Origin of the sequence: Staphylococcus sp. GDB9P120P (assembly GCF_017893435.1) — a bacterium.
In the GTDB taxonomy this organism is placed as follows: Bacteria; Bacillota; Bacilli; order Staphylococcales; family Staphylococcaceae; genus Staphylococcus; species Staphylococcus cohnii.
Map to the genome: position 1 here is coordinate 187,095 of NZ_JAESNB010000010.1, position 23,049 is coordinate 210,143.

Here is a 23,049-nt window from a genome sequence, read left to right on the forward strand (position 1 = left end):
TAAATTGTGAAGTGATTCAAGAGTTACTTGAGCTAGCTCATGCATAAGTCCCACTAACACAATAAATTGTGAAGTGGGACTAAAATTTTCAATTAAGTCATCTACTGACAATTTGAAACAGTCTGGACATCATTGATTCGTCCTAGACACATTGTATTATTTTCTAGGAAATAATTCGTTTATTTTTTCAATTTCTTCTTTAGTTAAATTAACCTCTAACGTCGTTAAATTATCCACGACTTGATGTGGTTGTTTTGCACCAGGAATCACGACATCCAATGAAGGCTGGGTTAAATAGAATGCAAGTACAATATGTGCAACATCTACGTTATGATTATCTGCAATATCTCTTAACTCATCAATTTTCGCTAAATTTTCTTTGAATTTTTCCCCTTGGAATTCTGGATTCTTAGCACGAATATCATCAAATTGTGTATTTTCAGTATACTTACCGGCTAAAAGACCTGATACTAAAGGAAAATATGGAATAAATGTAATTTGATTTTCTTTTGTATATTCAAACACATCTTCATTTTCACGATTTAGCAAATTATATTCCATTTGTACAACATCAACATAGCCATCTTTATTCGCTTCTTTTAGTTGATCTAATGTAAAGTTAGAAACGCCGATAGCTTTAATCTTGCCTTCATCTTTTAAATCTTTTAATGCGGCAACTGCTTGATCTTTAGGCGTAGTGTCGTCTGGAAAATGAATATAATACAAATCAATATAATCTACTTGAAGACGTTTTAAACTTTTTTCTACCTGATCTTTAAGAAATTCTGGGTCATTAGACATTTTCACATTACCATCTTCATCAAAATAATGTGCACCCTTTGTGGCAATAGCAAACTCGTCTCTAGCAAATTCTTTAACCGCTTCTCCAACCAATTCTTCAGAACGTTCTGGACCGTAGATATATGCTGTATCTAACAATGTAATACCATTTCTCACTGCAGTACGAACTGTTTCTTTACCTTTTTCTTCATCTAAATCATTATAAAAATTATGTCCACCAACAGCGTTTGTACCTAAAGCAATCGGTGATACTGTTACATTTGATTTTCCTAATTGAACTTTTTCCGTCAAAACAATCCAACTCCTTATATTTTAATTTTGAAATATTTATAGAATCTCTGGCTCAAAGTGTTTTTGTATACATTTGTTTGAAAGAGAGTAAGACCGTACAATCAACAAACGTATGAACTGCTGAATACTATAATATATCTCTACCCTTTTTCATTCAGTTTAATAACGTGGTTATCACATAGTATAAATGTACATAACCTAAATATTCAGATTCACTTCATAAGTCAGCGTGACGATTTATTGTGTTAACTAGTGACTCTAAATCATTTATCGTCTTGTAATTCAGTTATTTCAAATATCGCTAACATGACTCATTCTAAACATATATGATTTAACACGTCGTGGTGAAATAACTACATTAAGTTGTTGAATAACTTTTGAACCTCTACTCAAAATTTAGCATGTTTTCGATGAAACCTTGAAGTAAAATGCTTGAAAATTAAGTTGCAAAAATTTAAGCATTATTGAGATTGGACAGAAAGCTAATTTTATTAAAAAGATTTCATCGCTTCCCTAATAAGAATGATTACAATTGAAAAAAGCAGGATGCAATGTATGTACATCCTACTTTTGAATCATTGTTTATTTGATTGTTGTGATACATTTTTAAAGTGTCCATTTAATTAATGTAGACGCATATGACAATCCACCACCAAACCCAACTAATAACATGAGATCACCTTTTTTGAGTTGATGTGCTTGAACGGCTAAGTCAATCGATAACGGTATCGTTGCCGATGACGTATTACCATAATATTTAAGACTCATTAACGCCTTATCTTTTGATAGATTTGCCTTTTCACATATTGATTCTATCATTCTGGCATTGGCACTGTGTGGTGCAAACCAAGCTATATCTTCTTTTTTATAATTCGTATCACGCATTGTATCATCAATAATATTTGGGACATTGCCGACAGCCCATTTATATACCCCACGGCCATTTTGTACAATATGGCCAGGATTTTGTAAATCTTCGCCAAACATTGTATGAGAAAGTTCCGAACAATATAAATGATGTCCTTTGTCGCCATCCGAGCCAGCACTACTAGATATAAAGCTCGTTTCATCTTCACTGTATTCTACTAAAAATACTCCTGCACCATCTCCAAACAATATACACGTATTGCGGTCTGTGTAATCTGTAATTCGTGATAATGTTTCTGCGCCAATGACTAACACTTTTTTATTTTGGCCAGAAGTAATTAGACCATTAGCGATATTCAAGCCATAGGCAAAACCTGCACAAGCTGCATTAATATCAATAGCCCCTGCATTTTTTAATCCTAATTTCGCTTGCACATAAGATGCGACACTAGGTGTTTTATAGTCTGGTGTCAACGTAGCATTGATGATCATATCAACATCATTTAATTCCACTTGATATTTCTCTTGTAAATCCAACACTGCTTTATAACTGATATCACTCGTATATTCATCTTCAGCTACGATTCTTCTTTCAACAATCCCAGTTCTTTGTTGGATCCATGCATCAGAAGTATCAACAATCTTCTCGAAATCCTGATTATCCATTATTTTCTCTGGTACATAAGCACCTTGCGCAGTAATTTTTGCAAATGAATTCATATCATAACTCCTTTTATCAATCTGTAACCTTGAAATTTCAAAATCCTATTTTAATCATACTCATCTTACAACGAGTGATAACACAATCAATCCAACACCTATATAAACTATAATAACTTCCAAAGTAAAATTAATATAAATAACATTTTAAATAATCATTTATAATTTATCATATGAACTAAAAATATAATAATCTTTAATTGACTTTTCATAATTTTTGAATTATTATTCATTTCTGTTAGCGTTTACATTATTTAAAATAAAGGAGCAACAAAATGGAAAGTGATGATATCAAGCACTTGGTTGAATCTGGTCAACTATCTGTAGGCATTGAATTAGGCTCTACGCGGATAAAAACAATTGCTATCGCACCTAATTGTGAAACAATTGCAACAGGTTCTTTTGAATGGGAGAACAAATATGAAAATGGCTATTGGACTTATTCCATTAATGATGTATGGGTAGGCATCCAAAAAAGTTATTCTGAAATGTCACAATCAATTAAAGACAACTATCATACTCAACTTAAATCCTTAGCTTCTCTAGGCATTAGTGGTATGATGCATGGTTATTTAGCTTTTGATGACAACGATGATTTGTTAGTACCTTTCAGAACTTGGCGTAATAACAATGCGAACAAAGCTGCACAACAATTACGCGAAGATTTTAAAGTTAATATACCAGAACGTTGGAGCATCGCTCAGCTATTCCAATCAGCAATAGATGGCGAAGCGCATGTCAAACAAGTTAGTTATCTAACTACCCTTGCTGGATATGTTCATTGGTATTTAACAGACAAAAAGGTATTAGGTATAGGAGATGCATCTGGCATGTTCCCAATTGATAGCGAACGTAAGTATTTTCGCCAAGATTTATTAAAGCGCTTTAATTCATTATTTCAAAAATTAGGTTATACACAAGACATTAGCGATATGCTACCAAATGTTATTGTAGCTGGACAAATTGCCGGTTATTTAACAGAAACAGGCGCTAAACTCATCGATCCAAATGGTGAATTGGAGTCAGGATGTCCAATGTGTGCACCAGAATCAGATGCTGCCACAGGCATGGTAGCAACCAATAGTGTAGCACCAAAAACAGGAAATATTTCAGCCGGAACTAGCATATTTTCAATGATTGTACTAGAAAAACCGATTGTCAATGTATATCCCGAAGTTGATATTGTAACAACACCTGATGGTTATGATGTTGCAATGATACATGCTAATAACTGTACATCTGATATCAATGCTTGGATTCATTTGTTTGAGGAAGTTTTTCAACTCATGAATGTAAAATATGATAAAAATGAACTTTTCACTAAGTTATTTGAAAGCGCTTTTAGCGGAGATGAAGACTTAGGGAAACTATTATCTTATGGCTATATTTCTGGAGAATTCATAACAGATGTCAATCAAGGTTATCCGATGTTTCTACGTCATGTTGATAGTGCATTTAATATTGAAAACTTTATGAAGACACATATTTTCAGTGCCTTTAGCACTTTGAAAATTGGCATAGATTTATTAAAAGAAAAAGAGAATATTCAAATTGATAGCATGTTAGGGCATGGTGGTATTTTTAAAACAGACAAAATCGCACAATCCTTCTTAGCTGCAGCATTAGAATCGTCAGTAAGTGTTATGAAGACTGCTAGTGAAGGAGGCGCATGGGGTATCGCAATATTATCCCGTTATTTATTAGAAAACCAATATACAAATTTGGCCAATTACTTAAACGTTAAAGCTTTTGATAACACTGATCAAATCACTTTAAATCCCAAACCACAGGATATTGAAAGTTTTAGAAATTATATTCAAAGATTTAAAGCATTATTACCTCTCCAAAGACAGATAGATGAATATATTTAAACACGATTAACATTTTAGAAATCATATTTAAAGATTAGGAGAGATTTTTGTGAATACACTAAGTACAGATAACTCTAAGCAATTTTTAGGCTTACCGATAACTTTAATTTGGGGTTATATCGCAGTTGCTATTTTCATGACTGGCGATGGTATTGAACAAGCTTTTTTATCAAAATATATTGTTAGTATTGGATTTGAATCGCAGCAAGCATCTGCAGTCTTAACACTTTACGGTCTTATTGTTGCAGTTGCATCTTGGCTTTCTGGTATTTTAGCTGAAATATTTAGTCCGAGAAAAATAATGGCGCTTGCGTTTATCATTTGGATTGTTTTTCATGTAGGATTTTTAACTTTAGGACTAGAGCAACATAGTTATCCGATGATGTTAATTATGTATGGTATTAGAGGGTTTGCCTATCCGATGTTTATCTATAGCTTTGTCGTCTGGATTACATATTCAGCTCCAAAACATCGCCTAGCTTCAGCTATGGGTTGGTTCTGGGCAATGTATTCTGTAGGTATCGGGTTTTTAGGAACCTATCTACCTAGTTTTACAATACCTTGGATTGGATTTATGGGGACATTATGGTCATCCATAATATTCATTTTAATCGGTGGTTTAATGGCTATGTTCTTAGTTAAAGATAGGAAAGGTTCTGAGAAAGAAACTGATAAACTAACACCAAAAGAGATATTGTTTGAATTCGCTAAAGGTATAACAATTTTAAAAAACCCACAAGTTGCTATTGCTTGTGTGGTTAGAATCATTAACCAATTAGCATTGTTTGGACTTGTAGTTATCATGCCAATCGTATTCACTGATACTGTAGGATTCACTACATCAGAATGGTTGAGAATTTGGGGCTTAATGTATATCGTAACCATATTCACTAACCTATTTTGGGGTGTGGTTGGAGATAAAATTGGATGGGTACGCCAAGTTCGTTGGTTTGGTTGTATAGGAATGGTGATTTCTACATTAGCATTTTACTATTTACCAATATGGACTGGCCCCAACATTTGGGTTGCCGGTGCAGTGGCGATTGTATTCGGTTTTGCTGTCGCTGCATTTGTCCCGATGTCAGCCATTTTCCCTATTTTAGAACCAAATCATAAAGGCGCCGCCGTTTCTATTCATAACTTATCCGCTGGCTTAAGTAACTTTGTTGGTCCAGCAATCGCAACCTTAACAGTACCAATAGGAGGCCCTGTACTAACTATTTGGACTTATGCAATCATTTATTTTATAGGATTTATACTGACTTTCTTTATGAAAGTTAACCAACCAAATCATTAAAAAGGACAGGTGTTTGAACATGACAAATATATTAGAACAATTCAAATTAGATGGAAAAGTAGCAATTGTAACAGGAGGTGCTATGGGTTTAGGCAAAGCTATGGCTACCGCATTGGCTCAAGCTGGTGCTAATATCGTTATTGCAGATATTAATGAAGAGATAGCTGATAATACCGCTAAAGAAATTAGTGAAACTGAAAATGTAGAAGCGATTGCACTAAAAGTGGATGTCACAAATCCAGATGCTGTAAATCAAATGGTTGAAGAAGTTACAAAACAATTTAATAAAATTGATATTTTAGTTAATAACGCTGGCATGACAATTAACGCAAAAGCTGAAGAAATGTCATTTGAAGATTGGAATAAAGTCATTAATTTAAATCTAAATGGCATTTTCTTAGTTGCCCAATCTGTTGGTCGCGTAATGATTAAACAAGGCTATGGCTCTATCATTAATACATCCTCTATGTCAGGACTAATTGCTAATAAACCACAAGAACAATGTTCGTATAATGCTTCCAAAGCAGGTGTCATTATGTTGACGAAAAGTTTAGCTATGGAATGGTCAAAATATAATATTAAAGTCAATACAATAGCTCCAGGTTATATGAAAACAGAACTTACGAAACCATTCTTTGATCAAGGTGGAGAAATGATTGAAGACTGGATGGGATTCACACCTATGGGTAGACCAGGCACACCAAATGAACTCGGTGGCATCGTTGTATATCTTGCTTCAGACGCTTCTTCATTTGCCCAAGGTAGTGTCTTCACAATCGATGGTGGTTATACAGCACTTTAAAAATCAATAACATATATGATCCTGATTTCAATAAAATCAAAAAACACTTTTGTTCAATACTCATATTTAATGGTGAAATGAACGAAAGTGTTTTTTTATTCAGTAGTACAAAAAAAGATTGAACTACATCGCGCAGTTCAATCATTTCATATGTGACAATTTGAGTGTCTATCATTTGCTTTTCTTCTTAGCTAATTTTTCTTTCAGCTTACGATCTTGTTCTTCTTTACGTCTTTTACGTTCCTCATTGCGTTTTCTAAGACGCTCTTCCTCTTCCGGATCCCTTGGTTTTTGCAATTGTTTTTCAATTTTTTCCATAAGCTCATCTTCAGACAAGGCTGCTAATGGGCGATTATTAACAAATGCAAAAGTTTTACGTCGACCAGGTCCACAATACGATTGACAACCAATTTCTATTTCTGCATTAGGATCTAATTTTGTTAGTTTTTTCTCCAAAGATTTACAATTAACGCCCTGACAATCATCGCAGATTAAAAATTTATTTTGCAAAATTAATCATCCTCACCTTTCCATTCATAAATGATTAACACATTTTTTATTATTCTATGTAAAATATGCGCTTAATTGCCTATCCAAAGCCTCATTAATACGTTTATAATGATAAATACAACTCTAATTATTTTACTCTATTTAGGCATTTTTTCAAGTTCTTCCTCAAAAGTATATAACATGGTCATGAAAGCATATAATTAAACGTTTATGATACTTACTTTTGCTATATGCTTTTCTGTCATTTATTATAAAAATCAAACCAAAAAGAGGCTGGACAAATTAATTGTCACAGCCGTTGCACTTCTCAATTTATTGATTTAGTAAGTCTTGTACATGAGATTCAGCTCAGTAAAGCATCAACTCTAACCATCCATGTCCGTTAAGACAACGTAACCATTTAAAAATTGGGTTTCTGTCTTATCCCTTTCCTTCAAGCTTATTGCCCATGATAAATACTAAACTCTAACGGTTTCACTTCATTTTCTAACCATTCTTTATAAATTGATTGTTTATCTACTTCATTATTAATAATTGTGATACCGCAATCGCCGCCACCTGCACCTGATGTTTTAGCAGCACCACCATATTTTTCAGCTACAGAGCATAACACTTTCAAATGCGCAGTTTCAATATCGATTGTAGCCTCATTATCCATAGATTGAATAATTTCACGATTCATACGAATCATTTGCTGTACACCTTTGATATGATTGGTTTTAAAGGCATGAATCAATTTCTCTACACAAGCATGAGAACGTTCTAAAAATTTTCCGTAAAACGTAGGATCGGATTTCAAACGTTTTACTTCACTAACTAAATGATGCGAAGACGCAGGTGATCCTGTCCATCCAATTAAAACCTCCATATTTTCTGGTGGTTGTAGTGGTTCAATATGTAAACCTGGCCAGTTTTTATTTAATACTTCATTAACAGATGTATCTTCAATTTGCTGTGATACCCACTCATGATCAAATGTACTATAAGCAAGCCAACCTGTGTATACACTGACAGCGATATCCCCACAAGAACTCAAACTTTGTAATTTCATATTTGCAATCACTGCAAGTTTATAAATATAAAGATTTGATAAATGCATTTCATAAAATTCATTTAAAGCTTTTACTACAGATACTAGTACCGCTGCACTTGAACCCAAACCGTATTTATGACCATTAGCATCATCTAAATTGCTATCTATCGTTAAATTAAAATGTTTTAAGTCAATGTGATTGCTGCTCACAAATTGCTCAAAAACTTCTATAGCTGTGATAACGTATTTTAATTGTTTTGCTGCATGTAAATCAGATACGACTATCTTATCTTCTTCTCTTTGAAAGGTAACTGGCTCATGATGTAACGTTTTTGAATGGATTGTACCTTCTGGAGCATTAGAATCCTCAATTGAAGCTGTTACAAATCTATTAACAGCTATTAATACAGATTTATATCCAGGTTCAGTAACAGCATATTCACCTGCAATATAGAGCTTACCTGGCGCTTTTACTTGAATCATGTTATCTCTTCCTTACTCAATAATTTCAACACCTGTACGTGTAATGTCACTTGCAATAATTTGATCATCATTAAATGATTTTTGTAGTGCATCAATAACTGCCTGTTGATTTTTCTTTTCTACTAAAATTTTAACATTGGGCCCTGCATCCATTGTAAAATAACAAGGATAACCAGCTTCACGACATTGATGTACAATATTCATAGCTAAATAACTATCTTCTACCATGTATGTAAAAGGAGGCTGTGAACCTAAATTTGTTGCATGCATCCTCAAACCATTCTCTTCGATAACTTCTCCTAAATACTTAAAATCTTTGTCATCAATCGCATGTTTAACTGACGCTATGTCTTCATCTACGTGATCTAACCAGTATTGGTAAAAACGAGATGTATCACGCGTATGTGACATACCGGCACGACTGGAAACTTTTTTTGTTTTATTATTGATTACTACAAATATCATAGATAAATCATCTTCCCAGTGATCTGCATCAATCGGGAAACTGTATGATGTTGTATCATCATAACCTTTTTCCCACTCTACAAAACCTCCATAAATACTTCTAGAGGCTGATCCTGAGCCTCTTCGGGCAAGTCTAGATAATTCTTTACCCGTTAAACCAAGTTTTAAAGCTTCATTACATGCTGCTGCTAACGCGGCATAAGCACTTGCTGATGAGGCTAAACCTGCAGCTGTTGGTACGAAATTATCACTTTCGATATGTGCGTACATAGATGTTTTACCCAGATCTCTAACAATATCCATAAAACGACGTATTTTAGTTGCTTCAGAATCATCTACTGTTTGTCCATTTAAAATCAATATATCTTTCGTATATTGTTCAGAAAAAGTTACCTTAGTCTCTGTATAAAAACGATCTAATGTTACCGACAAGCTATTATTCATCGGAATAATATAGGCTTCATCAGCTTTCCCCCAATATTTAATCAGTGCAATATTTGTATGTGCACGTGCTTTGCCACTACTAACCACCTTACTAACCTCCTAAATATTCAATCCAAGTATGATGTGCACCCAATGATTGCGCACTTTCCACAATTTTTTCAGCCGTTTCTAAAGTAGAAGCGAGAACGATCATACTTCCGCCTCTACCTCCTCCAGTTAATTTACCAGCAATCGCGCCTTGTTTTTCACTAACTTCTAACAACTGTTCAATTTTTTCATGACTAACAGTGAGTGTTCTTAAATTCTCTTGGCACAAATTAAAGACAGTAGCAAGTTGTTCAAAGTTATGGTGTTCTATAGAATCTCGAGCTTCATGTACCAATTTGCCGATATGTTCGACAAAGCTAAGATACCTGCTATCTGCTTTACATAAATTATGTACATCTTCTACTGCTTGTTTCGTTGAACCACGAATACCAGTGTCTATTACAACCATATATCCATTTAAGTCTAATGGTTTCAAGGTAGTAACTTCACCTTTTTGAAACCAAACTGGCTTGTTGGATACTATGGTTTGTGTATCTATGCCACTTGGTTTGCCGTGCGCAATACGTTCTGCCCAATTTGCTTCTTCTATCAATACTGCATCTGTTAAAGGTTTATTTATATAATCAAAACTCGCACGTACAAATGCAACTGCCATTGCTGCACTAGATCCTAAACCTCTCGATGGTGGCAAGTTCGTATCTATAGAAACTTTTATGGGTGTTTCAATATCATATTTATCAATAAATCTCGTTATTACTGATTTTAAGTGTTCCGGTGCGTAAGCCAATTCACCGTCATAAACTTCACTTTTGATATAGGAAGATTCAGTCACATTTAAAGATTCAATTAATGCACTCACTCTTCCTGTCGTAAATGGAATCGCAATTGCAGGCTCTCCAAATGTCACCGCGTGCTCACCTATTAAAATCACCTTGCCATTCGCTTCCCCATAACCTTGTTGTGCCATATTTTCAATCACCTTTAGTATTTTCTTTAAATTTAAATAATATATGCTTTGCACCGCGATTTTTTTGTTAATCTTAATTTCATTCCTAGTTATCTTAACATTTCCCAGGAAATTCTGTGTTTAATAGTATTTAGCTAGCGTATTCATATCTTTTCATTTTTAATCAAGAAGAAATTACGTGCATTTTTTACACAACTCAATCAATTTTACACAAATCAAATTATATTATCTCACAAATTTCATATATTGACATACGACTCGAGTCATAGTTTTTTTAAAATTTGTATCAAAATTGAACAAAATGAGCAAAAAGTTAATACCTGCTACTAATTATAAACAATACTTTTTTATTATAAAACGCGATGAACTATTATTCAAAAACTTCACTTTATTTTATTAATTTATTTTTGATTTTTAACGTATACTTTCACTATATTACTTATTTAATTACTATAATTCAACAAATAATAGTAATATCTTCCATTATGTAATTATAAATAAAAAGACTAAAAACGAATACAATGTATCGTTTCTAGTCTTTGTCTCATTCGTCCATTTTTTGATTAACTTTAGCATTGCGTTCAATCATCTTGTCAAAATAACCTTCATATCGCTGCCACTCATCATCCGTAATATCATCCATTGTCAAATTAGCGCCTAAATCTTTTAACGCATATAACAACTGGAACATCACGTCTTGAACTGTTATCGTTCTGCCTAATAATTGCGATAAAGACGCCATACATTGAGGATCAATATCAGGGTATTCAAATTTAGTACTTTCACCTTGTAATGCGCGTTCATAAAATGCTCTCATTAATGCAGCACGTTCACTGCCATCTCCTTCAACGCATAGATATACTTGGACAGCTATGCCACCTCGAACACGTCTTTGTGAAATACCGGCAAATTTCTTCCCGTTAATACTTAAATCAAATTTCCCTGGACAATATGATTGTTCAATCTCATAGGTCTCAATTTCAACATCATCATCTTCAAACATTTTTGCCACTAATAAGTACATGACTGAAAATGCTTCATCAATCGTAATGTCATGTTTGCCTTTAAAAATAAGTGATATATTGAGTACACCTTGGTCTAGTACGACACCTAGACCACCTGAGTTTCTCACAATCGCATTATACCCTCGTTCTTCGGTTAAATAGCGAATACCATCTTGCAAATGCGGTAACCTTGAGTCATGGATACCCAAAATGATTGTATGTTGGTGTATCCAAGTACGTACCACACTACTTGATAAGTCTTTTCCGACACTTTCTGACAAAGTATCATCAAATGCAAATGACTGCATCGGTGCTAATCCAGAAGAATGGTCTACATAACGCCAAGTGGCACTATTAAAATACTTACTTGCTAGATCCATTATTGTAATGTTTGCGCAGCAGTGATGATTGATAAATTATACACGTCTTCTATTGAGCAACCACGAGATAAATCATTTACTGGTGAATTAAGACCTTGTAATACTGGGCCTACTGCATCATAACCACCAAGACGTTGCGCAATTTTGTATCCAATATTACCTGCTTCTAAACTTGGGAAAATAAATACATTTGCATCGCCTTGAATTTGTGCATCTGGTGCCTTTTTCTTAGCAACTTCCGGTACAATTGCAGCATCAAATTGGAATTCTCCATCAATAACTACATCTTTAAGTTGATCAGTTTCAACTTTTTCTTGTGCTAACGCTACAGCGTTCGAAACTTTTTCAACATCATCTGATTTTGCAGAACCTTTTGTTGAGAAACTTAACATTGCTACACGTGGTGACATGCCAAAACTTTGTGCAGATTTTGCACTTTCTACTGCAATCTCAGCTAAATCTTGTGCTTCTAATGTAGGGTTAATTGCACAATCACCAAAGATATATTGTTCTTCACCTTTAATCATAAAGAATATACCTGATGTTTTAGTTACACCTGGTTTTGTTTTAATAATTTGTAGTGCCGGACGAACTGTATCACCTGTAGAATGTGCAGCACCACTTACTAAACCTTCAGCCTTACCAGTATATACTAGCATCGTACCAAAGTAATTTACGTCTTTTAACATTTCTTGAGCTTGGGCTTCAGTTGCTTTCCCTTTACGACGTTCAACAAAAGCTGTCACTAACTCTTGTTTCAACTCACTCGTTTCAGGATCGATAATTTCTAAGTTCGAAATATCTAAACCTTTGTCTTTAGCTAACGCATTAACATTTGTTTCATTACCTAATAATACCGGTGTTACATAATCCGTACTTTGTAATTGTGTTGCCGCAGTTAATACGCGTTCATCTTCTCCTTCAGGTAAAACAATTTTCACATTTTTTCCTGACAATTTCTCTTGTAATACATCTAATAAAGACATATGGGCCTCCTCAAATTTTTAATACTATTATTTTTTCCATTACTATTATACGTCATTTTTTTATAGAATTCCATGTCACCAATTTGTAATCATTTACTTATGTTTTATAGTTACCTTTATGATAGAATTTTCAGTGTAGATATAGAATTATTTCATAAAGGAGCGATTCAATATGCCACAAGCGCCAGAAACTTTAGATGGTTGGTATAGTTTACATTTATTATATGCTATAGATTGGGCTAGTTTACGTCTAGTCCCAGAAAACGAACGTCAAACGTTAGTTGAAGAGTTACAAGCATTTTTAGATAAACACGAAGAAGCGCGTACTAACCATGTAGGCGATCATGCATTTTATAATATCACTGGTCAAAAAGCAGATATTCTTTTATGGGCATTACGTCCTGAATTAAAAGATTTAAATGCTTTTGAAAATGAATTCAATAAATTGAGAATCACAGACTTTTTAATTCCGACATATTCATTTGTTTCTATTATTGAATTAGGCAATTATTTAGCAGGAAAATCCGACGAAGATCCTTACGAAAATCCACACATCAAACCAAGATTGTACCCAGAATTACCACAATCCGAATATATTTGTTTCTATCCTATGGACAAACGTCGTAATGAAACTTATAACTGGTACATGTTATCACTAGAAGACCGACAAGAACTTATGTATAATCACGGTAAAATCGGTCGTCAATATGCTGGTAAAATCAAACAATTTATCACAGGTTCTATGGGCTTTGATGATTTCGAATGGGGTGTCACTCTATTTGCAGATGATCCACTTCAATTCAAAAAAATTGTTTCTGAAATGAGATTTGACGAAACGACAGCACGTTACGGTGATTTTGGTAGTTTCTATGTAGGTAACATTATTACAAAAGATAGTTTACCAACACTTTTTGAAATATAAATATCGTTATATTCTTTCGTCACACCCCTTCATTTAAAATGGAGGGGTGTTTATATATATCATTTTTTATTTTTCATCCATATATAACTAGCATTGTGCCTCAAATCTAAGTTTTTCAATCATACAGCAATTTTGTTTTTCATGTTTAATACAATTACAATAGCTATATAATTCAATAACTACGTTTAACTTTGAAAAATGAGCTTCTGAAGACAAATGTTCCGATAATACGCATGCATCAATCGCTCTAACTTTCTACTTCGTTTCACTTGGTTCGCCTGCGCTTCGCATGCATAAGTCGCTCTAACTTTCTACTTCGTTTCACTTGGTTCGCCTGCGCTTCGCATGCATCAATCGCTCTAACTTTCTACTTCGTAGAAAGTTAGAGCGACTAAAAGGCACACTTGTTTTATTCCAAGTGTGCCTGTCTGAATGTAGTGTGTTTGGGAGAACTTTAATCACTACTTAATTTAAGGGTTAACTGTTAAACATTGTCGCTACTCAATATTTTGTAACAGTCAACTAATACTATTTTAACCTATTTGAAATATTTGAAACATATTTGCATTACTAAAGTTGTATAAAACTCAATTTTTTAAAATACAATATCCTTTTTTTACCCAACATATTATTTGAATAAAATGTTACAATAAAAAATATTAACTTACTAAATATATCCCATGAAAATACAGTTACGAATGGTTTAGTTAAATAAAATATAATTGGTGATTAGATGACAATAAATGTTCAATACTCAGAAAATTATGAAGAAAAAATAGCAAAAGATGTCATAATTCTAGCTGGCAGAATTTTACTTGAATCTGGGGCAGAAGGGTCTCGTGTAGAAGATACAATGACTCGTATTGCTTTCACATTAGGTTATACAGAAAGTAATAGTTTTGTTACGAATACAGTCATTAATTTTATGTTACATAATGAATCTTATCCAAGAATTTATAGAATAAGAACAAGAGACACCAATCTACATCGTATATCAAGAACCAACCGTGTTTCTAGACAACTTTCCGATGGCACGCTCTCAGTTGAAGATGCATATCAAGAATTGCAAAAAATATATCATGAACAAAGCATTAATCACGATCTATTTTTTAAATTTATTGCCGCTGCGATTATCTCTATTAGTTTTCTATATTTACAAGGTGGTTACTTAGTTGATGTATTCACTGCACTCGTTGCAGGCGCTTTAGGTTATCTCGTTGTAGAACTTTTAAATAGAAATTTACACACTAAATTTATTCCTGAATTTATGGGTGCACTCGTTATTGGTGCAGTGGCAGTATTGGGCAATACGCTTATACAGGGTGGTTCTATTTCCACAATTATTATTTCAGCAGTGATGCCAATTGTACCAGGTGTTTTAATCACGAATGCTATTCAAGATTTATTCAGTGGCCACATGTTAATGTTTACAACTAAATCATTAGAAGCATTAGTAACTGCCTTTGGCATCGGGGCAGGTGTCGGTACAATACTTATTATTTCTTAGGAGCAATGCTTATGTTTTGGATTTTAAATTTAATATTTAGTTATACCGCTTCACTATTCTTCGGTATTATATTTGATGTTCCAAAATATTTATATAATGCTGTTGGAATTGTTGGTGCGTGTGGTTGGATGGTCTATACATTATTTTATGATGGTTTCCAACTTCACACCATTTATTCAAGCTTCTTTGGAAGTTTAGCATTGGGTTTACTTAGTCATATAATGGCTCGCTTTAAAAAAGAACCAGTTATTCTATTTATGGTGCCAGGTATTATACCTTTGGTACCTGGAGGTTTAGCCTTTGACGCTACGAAAAATCTTATTTTGTTAGACTTTAGTAAAGCGATTAACACGATGCTAGAAGTAACGCTAATTGCAGGCGCAATCGCTTTAGGTTTATTATTTGCTGATCAAATATCTAAACTCATCGTTTCCGGTACAAAATTTAGCAAAAAGCACATTTAATAATTGAACATAAAAAATCTGAGGCTCATTAAAGACCTCAGATTTTTTGTATAAGACATGATAATTTTATTTTAAAAACTCCTATCAATATGCAGTTAAAATCCGTTGCTATTGATAGGAGTTTTTTCATACTCAAAATATTGTAAGAATTCCATATCTAATTATTTATATGTTTATCTCATAAATAATTAACGACTGTCATCTATTTATGCGTTTCGTTCGGCACTTTATTTTCATTAATAAGGTTCACGACTTCATCTTCCGAACGATTTAATATCAATTTACTTAATTTATCATTATCCATTTGTTTTAATTTAGGATAACGAATTACGAAAAAGACTAATCCTATAATTAACCAACCAAACAATGCAATATATGATGGCGTTGATAATCCAGCTGGTGAAGCAGGAATTAATAATAGTAATAAGAAAACAAACGATACTATTGTACCTATAATCGCAAATGTTTTATATACCGGACCGTATGTGTTACTTGTTTTGTCATAACTAAATAAACGAGCTGCTGATAAACATGTAATAAAGTATGCTATCGAAACACCCGTAGATGACATATCAACAATCCATGTCAATGCCGTACGACCTAACCAAGGTGCAATCAATGTGATAGCTACAAGGAATATGATTGCTACATACGGTGTTTTATATTTATTGTGCAATTTACTAAATACTGAAGGCATAATACCTGAGCGTCCCATTGAGAACAATAGACGACTTGAACTCATTAAAAATCCGTTTAAACCAGTAAATATGCCCATGATAATAGCAATCGCTAAAATTGCCAAACCTATATATCCAAATGCACCACTTGTAACAGCACCTGTTAACCATAATTGACCGTTTAAATCAGTCTCTGAACTACTTAGCCAACCTGTATACAAAATCATTAGCACATACGTAAATGCTGCTGCTAATAAACTATATACAATAAGTTTAAACGTTTTATTTGGAGCAAAATCAAATTCTTCTGCAGTTTGTGGAATGTTGTCAAAACCTACATAAGCCCACGGTGCTACTGCAACTATCATTACAATTGATGTAAGCCAACCTTTTTCTTTGTTCGCTAATGGTTGTAAATTTTCTAATGAGAAATTACTACCAAAGAACGAACCGAAAAATAGCAATAAGATTGTAATGACCATTGCCACACAGAAATAAAATTGTAGCGAGCCTGAAACACTCGTACCTTTAATAGCTATAAACATAAATACAATCAATAACAATGATGCAATTAATATTTCAGTAATATAAACATCCCATCCTGCGATGGTATATAGTTTACCTGTTTCTAAAACATCAGGTAATAAAAATTTAATTAATAAACTAAATGCAGTTGCGTTTAAAGCCACTACACATATATAACCAAAAGTTAAAAACCAAGATGAGAAAAAACTTACGTATCTGCCAAAACCTAAAAAGCTAAACGCGAAAGCCCCACCAGAAACTGGGAACCGTTCAACAAGCGCGCCGTAGCTTACCGCAATTAAAATCATTAACAATGCGCCAATTACAATACCAATAGCTGCTGGAATAGGTCCAGATTGACCAATCCAATCACCTGGTAAAATAAATGCGCCCCAACCGATACACGAACCATAGGCAATTGCCCAAACAAATTTCTCAGATAAGTTTTGTTTTAAATCTCCTCTATCTACTTTCCTATCATTTTTTCCCATAAATAAAATTCACCTCATGAGATGTATTATACCCATAAGATGAATTCTATAACAATTATAAAATTATAATTTAATCGTACCAATCACTAACATTAACCAACCTATAATAAATAAAATACCTCCGATTGGTGTAATTGCACCAAGTATACGAATTTGTGTTAATGCTAAGATATAAAGCGAACCACTGAAAAATACAACGCCTAAGAATAAAAGCCATCCTGCCCAATTCACATTAATTGACGTTGTACCACTTATAATTCCAATTAATAGTAACCCAAGCCCGTGATACATTTGATAAGTGGTTGCTTTTTCCCATACAGATAAATATTTATCCGATAACTTACCTTCCAGACCATGTGCGCCAAATGCGCCAGTACCTACAGCCATTAAAGCATTTAAAGCACCGAGAATAATAAATAATTTCATAAAAATAAACCTCTCTTTCTTAAATTAAAAATCAAAAATTGAATCTCCATTACCAATTTCATCGTCTGTTACTAATTTATTAGAATTTAGCGAAGTATTAGTATTTGTATATTTTGCCGAAGAAGCAGGTATTTTCCCTCCCATTGCTTGAATTTCTTCAGGAGAGATACCTTGTTTCTCACTAGCTGTAGTGTGTGTTACATTTTGTGATGATTTGAATGAGGTAGACACTGAATCCGTATTATCTTTAAAATGCTGTTTATCATTTGAACTATTTACTAATGACGTTAGTGTATGAATGGCATAAATATGCTTTTCAAACTCTGCATCATTCTTAGCTTCATCTGCTTGAACTAATTCTTGTTCAATAAGTTGAATAATTTTCTCTTTTTCCATTTATTTTATAACCCACTTTCACACCAATTTATAGGTTCAATACCATTTTTTTGTAAATATGCATTTGTTAAGGAATACGGTTTTGAACCAAAGAACCCGCGATATGCAGATAATGGACTTGGATGTGGTGATTTAATAACGTGATGTTTAGATGTGTCAATCAGTTTCATTTTTTGTTGTGCGGGTTTACCCCACAAAATAAATACAACATTACTCAAATTTTCGGAAACTGTTTTAATCACTTCATCAGTAAAAGTTTCCCACCCTATATCTCTGTGAGAATGAGCTTCTCCTTGTCGTACTGTCAAAACAGTATTTAACAATAAAACACCTTCTCTTGCCCAATCTTGTAAATGTGGTGATTTTCTTACACAACCGATATCGTCTTCAAGTTCTTTATACATATTTCTTAATGAAGGCGGAAACTTAGCATTCGGTTGCACAGAAAATGCTAAACCATGTGCTTGATTTGGTCCATGATAAGGATCTTGTCCCAAGATAACAACTTTCACTTTTTCAAAAGGTGTTAAATCAAAAGCTTGATAAATGTTTTCCCTATCTGGATAGATTACCTTTGTCGTATATTCATTTTCTAAAAAATTATGCATTTCAGTAAAATCATGCTCCGTAGTTATTTTATGAAAAACATCAGACCATTCCATACACGTTCACCTCGATTAATATAGTAACATAAAGCGCTACTTTCTCGCTTGAGAGATTTAGTAGTGTTAGCTTAATCATAAACACAATTATAATGAATATATTTAATTTCATTTTAATATGTATCAGTAATAGAATCAAAACGATATAATGATTTATTCATTATTGTAACCTTATTACATTGTAAACGTCATTATTTAGAATAGTCGACAAACGTGGTATGATATATACAAAAGAATATATAGGAGTGAAAATTCATGGCATTGAAAAAAACATTAACCATTGCCGGTTCAGATACAAGTGCTGGTGCAGGCATGCAGGCAGACTTAAAAACATTCCAAGAGTTAGGAACATACGGCATTGTTGCATTAACGTCTATTGTAACAATGGATAAAGCATCTTGGTCTCATGATGTTACACCAATTCCATTCGATGTATTTGAAAAACAATTAGAAACAGCAATATCAATCGGTCCAGATGCAGTGAAAACAGGCATGCTAGGGACACAAGAAATTATTAAACGTGCCGGCGAAGCATATGTAGAATCAGGTGCGAATTACTTTGTGGTTGATCCAGTAATGGTATGTAAAGGAGAAAACGAAGTTTTAAATCCTGGCAATACTGATGCAATGATTGAATATTTGTTACCAAAAGCTACAGTCGTAACACCAAATTTATTTGAAGCTGGTCAACTTGCAAACCTCGGCACTTTAAAATCAATAGACGATATGAAAAAAGCAGCTGAAATTATTCACCAACAAGGTGCTAAGCACGTTATTATTAAAGGCGGTAAAGCATTAGATCAAGATAAATCTTATGACTTATACTATGATGGAAATAACTTCTACCAATTAACTACTGACATGTTCCAGCAAAGTTATAATCACGGTGCTGGTTGTACATTTGCTGCAGCAACGACTGCATATTTAGCAAATGGTAAATCTCCAAAAGAAGCCGTAATTGCTGCCAAAGCATTTGTTGCATCTGCAATTAAAAATGGCTGGAAAATGAACGACTTCGTTGGTCCTGTAGATCACGGTGCTTACAATCGTATTGAACATATAGATGTTGAAGTAACTGAAGTATAAATCATAAAAAAAGAAATCTGAAACATATTCATAACGAATAATGCTTCAGATTTCTTTTTTATTATATAATATTGTATTGATTAACAATCCTTAACTCAAACCTTATGCGTCTATTTTGAACAAATAAAACATCTCCATATTTAATTAATAACTTCAAATTTTTCAAACTCAAAATATATCAGACATTAGTCTGATTCAAATTTGATACTACAGGCCCATGTTATTTTCTAGCATATCTATTATTATAATAAGTGTAGAGAGACAAGGAGGTATGACATCATGATTATCTACGAACAATCTTTTGAGAATGGTAACCCAATCTATGAAATTATCACCAAGACATTCAAAACGATTTCTGTTAAATGCGATGAAAATTTCAGCAAGAATGAATTATATACGTTACTCTCTCTACTTGAAAGTGATGTCGATAACTTAAATCTAAGTTATTAGCCACACTTCAATACATCGATGAAAAAACAGAAACGTAAGGTCCAAGACTAAAATTAGAAGAAACAGAACAAAGAATTCCCCTTTAGAAATATGTTCCATGTATATGTAACTGTCCCATTATATATACATGGTGTAACACATCCCTTATAAACACTCACCCTAAGTGGTACATAGTTAGGCAAAGATTGTCCCCTTTGTTTGCTTGGAGAGCACACTCGAAGCACCCCTAACTTATGTACCACTTTACTTATTTATATAAAACTTTAAATTCTTCACACACTACAATAATCGATTCGTTAAATGCCAATCCTAGAGATGTATAATAAGGTTCAAAGAAATCAATATGTGCTTTACGCCAGTAAGCGAGTGACTTATCGCCTTCACCTTCTAAATAAGCGTGATGTTCAGTGACCGCATTAAACGGTGTTTGATAGACGCGTGTTGTTTCTATCACACATTGTGGCTCCCCTTTTTTATTTAAAATCACGCTCACATCTCCCACTTGAGGTAGTGGTTCACGATCTACTTGATAAGTTTCATAACCACTTGTCGTAGCCGTTTTTTCACCTTGTTTCACTAGATCTGCTAATTCATCCTCATCTACACCAAACGACCATGCTTCATATGTTTTACTCTTATAAGATGGGCACAATTGTACAAATTTTTCCCAATATTGTTCTACTGTCATCGTTCTTCCTCCAAACTATGTATTTTGTTTTTTCTTCTTAAACATAACATAAATAAATTGTATGACTTCTTGCTTTCGCGTGTTATTCTTCTAAAAAAACGAGATTATTAACGAAAATGAAAATATCAACACTATTGTAAATCATATATAATTACTTATTATAATAATAAAATTCACGAAAAAACTAGGCACCCATTTCCCAATTCTATAGGGAATGAATAACCTAGTTTTTAAATTACTTTTGTTAAATATTAGTATTGATAAGTATTCATACATTTTATTTTGATAGTGATTTGTATGCCATACCGTTTATACGCGTTTGTCGTCTGCCCACCATAAAGCTTTATCAGGATTTTTTGTATAATATTCATATTCTTCATCACTTTGAACATATGGATATGAACCTTTCAGTGATTTACCTGCTGTACTTACATGTAACAATGAAATAACAATAATTCCTATGACACTCATTGCTGCTAAGTAATAAGCCGGTGAAAGTGGATCTCCTGTTTTAGCAACTAATGTAGATGCAATTAACGGTGTTGTGCCACCAAATAATGATACTGACACATTGAATGTTACTGCTAATGTTCTATAACGGATATGTGTATAAAACATCGTTGGTAACGAACCTGGCATCGTCGCTTCATAAGTAGATAAGAAAAATCCTAACGTAAATATACCCACAACTATTAAAACCAACGAGCCTGATTGGAATAACGCAAATGCCACTGTACTAAAGATAGCTGTACCACAAAGCCCTATTAAAAAGACTTTTTTCTCTCCGATACGATCTGCAACTCTACCAAACATTAATGCCAATGGAATCATTACTGCCATGACAATCGTTATAAGTACAGAAACCGTTGTGCTATCTAATTTAATTATTTGTTGTAAATAAGATGGCATATATGAAGTCACCATATAATTCGTACAATTAAAGAATGCTACAGCTACAAAACATACAATAATATCTTTGTAATAATATCGAACAATTGTGAAAAAGCCGATGTTATCTCGTTTTGGTTGTGTAGCTATTTCATTTTCAAACACTAATGATTCCTCTAATTTTCTTCTTAAATAAAAACCAAATATGCCTAAGAATAGACCCAAAATAAATGGTATTCTCCATCCCCATGTAGCCATTTGTTCCTCATTTAAAAAGAAAAATAGTAAGCCGCTGATTACTGATGCAGCGATATAACCTGATAATGTACCAATTTCCAAACCTGAACCTAGACCATTTCTAGATTTATCTGGTGAGGATTCAGCAACATAAACCATCGCGCCTGCATACTCTCCACCGGTTGAAAAACCTTGAAGTACTCTACCTAATAATAGTAAAATTGGCGCCCATACACCTATTTGATCGTATGTAGGTAATAAACCAATTAACAAAGTAGAAAATGCCATCATGATAATGGTTGTCGTTAAAACGACTTTCCTTCCAAATTTATCACCAATAATACCAAAAATAATGCCACCTACTGGTCTTAATAAAAATGCAATTGCAAATGTTGCAAATGTAAATATCGTTTTCAGCTGGTCATTTTCTACCGAACTAAAAAAGTTTTGCCCTAATATAACTGCTAAATAAGAATAAAGCCCAAAGTCGAACCATTCCATTGCATTACCAATACCGGTTGCAAATACAGTTTTTTTCGCAGTCCTAGGGTTCACCTTATTGATATTACGTTCATCAAAATCTTGTTCATAATCCACGATTTAAGTCACTCCCTTAACATGTTTACTTATTATACTGAGTTCGGAGTGTATGTCAAACTGA

The 23,049-nt window shown here is 33.5% G+C and carries 22 protein-coding genes; 8 read left to right on the forward strand and 14 right to left on the reverse strand.

All coding sequences use genetic code 11. The features are described 5' to 3' along the window. Window positions 1–156: 156 nt before the first annotated feature. Window positions 157–1,092 carry an aldo/keto reductase gene (locus KA856_RS11735; protein ID WP_107383649.1) on the reverse strand — a complete coding sequence of 312 codons (936 nt, stop codon included), beginning with the start codon at window positions 1,090–1,092 and terminating at the stop codon, window positions 157–159. A gap of 606 nt (window positions 1,093–1,698) precedes the next feature. Beyond that, on the reverse strand, window positions 1,699–2,679 hold the full coding sequence (locus KA856_RS11740; RefSeq protein WP_210138717.1) for a ketoacyl-ACP synthase III: 981 nt from the start codon (window positions 2,677–2,679) through the stop codon (window positions 1,699–1,701). Window positions 2,680–2,954: 275 nt separating this feature from the next. Between KA856_RS11740 and KA856_RS11745 the strand changes: the two genes are divergently transcribed. Genes KA856_RS11745 through KA856_RS11755 form a run of 3 tightly spaced genes read left to right on the forward strand, consistent with a single transcriptional unit; the run spans window position 2,955 to window position 6,649 of the window. Further along, window positions 2,955–4,550, forward strand: coding sequence for a xylulokinase (locus KA856_RS11745; protein ID WP_210138718.1), 1,596 nt, complete (start codon window positions 2,955–2,957; stop codon window positions 4,548–4,550). Between the two features lie 49 nt (window positions 4,551–4,599). Further along, entirely contained in the window at window positions 4,600–5,847 is a 1,248-nt protein-coding gene (locus KA856_RS11750) for an MFS transporter (RefSeq protein ID WP_107383646.1), read from the forward strand. Between the two features lie 19 nt (window positions 5,848–5,866). Further along, window positions 5,867–6,649, forward strand: a complete 783-nt coding sequence (locus KA856_RS11755; RefSeq protein ID WP_107383645.1) for a glucose 1-dehydrogenase — start codon at window positions 5,867–5,869, stop codon at window positions 6,647–6,649. Between the two features lie 171 nt (window positions 6,650–6,820). Here KA856_RS11755 and KA856_RS11760 read toward each other — a convergent pair whose 3' ends face one another. From KA856_RS11760 to pta, 6 genes are all read right to left on the reverse strand, one after another. Continuing rightward, window positions 6,821–7,159 (reverse strand): YuzB family protein, encoded by a 339-nt coding sequence (locus tag KA856_RS11760; RefSeq protein ID WP_107383644.1) that lies wholly within the window; start codon window positions 7,157–7,159, stop codon window positions 6,821–6,823. Between the two features lie 439 nt (window positions 7,160–7,598). Then, window positions 7,599–8,675 (reverse strand): phosphomevalonate kinase, encoded by a 1,077-nt coding sequence (locus KA856_RS11765; RefSeq protein WP_107383643.1) that lies wholly within the window; start codon window positions 8,673–8,675, stop codon window positions 7,599–7,601. A 12-nt stretch (window positions 8,676–8,687) separates the two neighbouring features. Beyond that, window positions 8,688–9,671, reverse strand: coding sequence for a diphosphomevalonate decarboxylase (gene mvaD, locus KA856_RS11770; protein ID WP_210138719.1), 984 nt, complete (start codon window positions 9,669–9,671; stop codon window positions 8,688–8,690). A 4-nt stretch (window positions 9,672–9,675) separates the two neighbouring features. Further along, entirely contained in the window at window positions 9,676–10,599 is a 924-nt protein-coding gene (mvk, locus tag KA856_RS11775) for a mevalonate kinase (RefSeq protein WP_210138720.1), read from the reverse strand. Window positions 10,600–11,143: 544 nt separating this feature from the next. Further along, entirely contained in the window at window positions 11,144–11,983 is an 840-nt protein-coding gene (locus tag KA856_RS11780; RefSeq protein WP_107383640.1) for a lipoate--protein ligase family protein, read from the reverse strand. Next, window positions 11,983–12,969: a phosphate acetyltransferase gene (pta, locus tag KA856_RS11785; RefSeq protein WP_040030111.1), complete on the reverse strand. Its 987-nt coding sequence runs from the start codon at window positions 12,967–12,969 to the stop codon at window positions 11,983–11,985. Before pta ends, KA856_RS11780 begins: the two co-directional genes overlap by 1 nt. Window positions 12,970–13,141: 172 nt before the next feature. Here pta and hemQ point away from each other — a divergent pair, with 172 nt between their 5' ends. The 3 genes from hemQ to KA856_RS11800 all read left to right on the forward strand — a co-directional run bounded on the left by hemQ (window position 13,142) and on the right by KA856_RS11800 (window position 15,862). Continuing rightward, entirely contained in the window at window positions 13,142–13,891 is a 750-nt protein-coding gene (hemQ, locus tag KA856_RS11790; protein ID WP_107383639.1) for a hydrogen peroxide-dependent heme synthase, read from the forward strand. Window positions 13,892–14,630: 739 nt separating this feature from the next. Continuing rightward, a complete protein-coding gene (locus KA856_RS11795) occupies window positions 14,631–15,398 on the forward strand; it encodes a threonine/serine exporter family protein (RefSeq protein ID WP_394862813.1) in 768 nt (255 codons plus the stop codon). 11 nt (window positions 15,399–15,409) lie between these two features. Then, window positions 15,410–15,862: a threonine/serine exporter family protein gene (locus KA856_RS11800; protein ID WP_107383637.1), complete on the forward strand. Its 453-nt coding sequence runs from the start codon at window positions 15,410–15,412 to the stop codon at window positions 15,860–15,862. Window positions 15,863–16,064: 202 nt separating this feature from the next. Here the strand turns inward: KA856_RS11800 and KA856_RS11805 are convergent, their stop codons facing one another. From KA856_RS11805 to KA856_RS11820, 4 genes are all read right to left on the reverse strand, one after another. Further along, window positions 16,065–17,555 carry an APC family permease gene (locus KA856_RS11805; RefSeq protein WP_107383636.1) on the reverse strand — a complete coding sequence of 497 codons (1,491 nt, stop codon included), beginning with the start codon at window positions 17,553–17,555 and terminating at the stop codon, window positions 16,065–16,067. 63 nt (window positions 17,556–17,618) lie between these two features. Next, complete coding sequence (locus tag KA856_RS11810) at window positions 17,619–17,981, reverse strand: DUF423 domain-containing protein (RefSeq protein WP_210138721.1); 363 nt, start codon at window positions 17,979–17,981, stop codon at window positions 17,619–17,621. A gap of 24 nt (window positions 17,982–18,005) precedes the next feature. Beyond that, the gene (locus KA856_RS11815; RefSeq protein ID WP_210138722.1) at window positions 18,006–18,377 is read right to left on the reverse strand and encodes a DUF5327 family protein; all 372 of its coding nucleotides are present in this window, start codon (window positions 18,375–18,377) and stop codon (window positions 18,006–18,008) included. Window positions 18,378–18,382: 5 nt separating this feature from the next. Beyond that, window positions 18,383–19,039 carry a uracil-DNA glycosylase gene (locus KA856_RS11820; protein WP_107386430.1) on the reverse strand — a complete coding sequence of 219 codons (657 nt, stop codon included), beginning with the start codon at window positions 19,037–19,039 and terminating at the stop codon, window positions 18,383–18,385. Between the two features lie 255 nt (window positions 19,040–19,294). On the opposite strand from KA856_RS11820, the gene thiD reads away from it, so the two are divergent. Together thiD and vraX are read left to right on the forward strand one after the other, a co-directional pair. Beyond that, window positions 19,295–20,125, forward strand: coding sequence for a bifunctional hydroxymethylpyrimidine kinase/phosphomethylpyrimidine kinase (thiD, locus tag KA856_RS11825; RefSeq protein ID WP_119537813.1), 831 nt, complete (start codon window positions 19,295–19,297; stop codon window positions 20,123–20,125). 279 nt (window positions 20,126–20,404) lie between these two features. After that, complete coding sequence (gene vraX, locus KA856_RS11830) at window positions 20,405–20,575, forward strand: C1q-binding complement inhibitor VraX (protein ID WP_157947957.1); 171 nt, start codon at window positions 20,405–20,407, stop codon at window positions 20,573–20,575. A gap of 247 nt (window positions 20,576–20,822) precedes the next feature. Here the strand turns inward: vraX and KA856_RS11835 are convergent, their stop codons facing one another. After that, window positions 20,823–21,263 carry an ASCH domain-containing protein gene (locus tag KA856_RS11835; protein WP_107505207.1) on the reverse strand — a complete coding sequence of 147 codons (441 nt, stop codon included), beginning with the start codon at window positions 21,261–21,263 and terminating at the stop codon, window positions 20,823–20,825. A gap of 309 nt (window positions 21,264–21,572) precedes the next feature. Then, window positions 21,573–22,985: an MFS transporter gene (locus KA856_RS11840; protein ID WP_210138723.1), complete on the reverse strand. Its 1,413-nt coding sequence runs from the start codon at window positions 22,983–22,985 to the stop codon at window positions 21,573–21,575. Between the last annotated feature and the right edge of the window lie 64 nt (window positions 22,986–23,049).

Coding starts and splice junctions, on each gene's coding strand:
- KA856_RS11805 (WP_107383636.1), bottom strand. CDS start 17,555: ATGGGAAAAAATGATAGGAAAGTAGATAGAGGAGATTTAAAACAAAAC.
- KA856_RS11800 (WP_107383637.1), top strand. CDS start 15,410: ATGTTTTGGATTTTAAATTTAATATTTAGTTATACCGCTTCACTATTC.
- vraX (WP_157947957.1), top strand. CDS start 20,405: ATGATTATCTACGAACAATCTTTTGAGAATGGTAACCCAATCTATGAA.
- thiD (WP_119537813.1), top strand. CDS start 19,295: ATGGCATTGAAAAAAACATTAACCATTGCCGGTTCAGATACAAGTGCT.
- KA856_RS11745 (WP_210138718.1), top strand. CDS start 2,955: ATGGAAAGTGATGATATCAAGCACTTGGTTGAATCTGGTCAACTATCT.
- KA856_RS11815 (WP_210138722.1), bottom strand. CDS start 18,377: ATGGAAAAAGAGAAAATTATTCAACTTATTGAACAAGAATTAGTTCAA.
- KA856_RS11765 (WP_107383643.1), bottom strand. CDS start 8,675: ATGATTCAAGTAAAAGCGCCAGGTAAGCTCTATATTGCAGGTGAATAT.
- KA856_RS11835 (WP_107505207.1), bottom strand. CDS start 21,263: ATGACAGTAGAACAATATTGGGAAAAATTTGTACAATTGTGCCCATCT.
- hemQ (WP_107383639.1), top strand. CDS start 13,142: ATGCCACAAGCGCCAGAAACTTTAGATGGTTGGTATAGTTTACATTTA.
- KA856_RS11755 (WP_107383645.1), top strand. CDS start 5,867: ATGACAAATATATTAGAACAATTCAAATTAGATGGAAAAGTAGCAATT.
- KA856_RS11780 (WP_107383640.1), bottom strand. CDS start 11,983: ATGGATCTAGCAAGTAAGTATTTTAATAGTGCCACTTGGCGTTATGTA.
- mvk (WP_210138720.1), bottom strand. CDS start 10,599: ATGGCACAACAAGGTTATGGGGAAGCGAATGGCAAGGTGATTTTAATA.
- KA856_RS11810 (WP_210138721.1), bottom strand. CDS start 17,981: ATGAAATTATTTATTATTCTCGGTGCTTTAAATGCTTTAATGGCTGTA.
- pta (WP_040030111.1), bottom strand. CDS start 12,969: ATGTCTTTATTAGATGTATTACAAGAGAAATTGTCAGGAAAAAATGTG.
- KA856_RS11820 (WP_107386430.1), bottom strand. CDS start 19,039: ATGGAATGGTCTGATGTTTTTCATAAAATAACTACGGAGCATGATTTT.
- KA856_RS11740 (WP_210138717.1), bottom strand. CDS start 2,679: ATGAATTCATTTGCAAAAATTACTGCGCAAGGTGCTTATGTACCAGAG.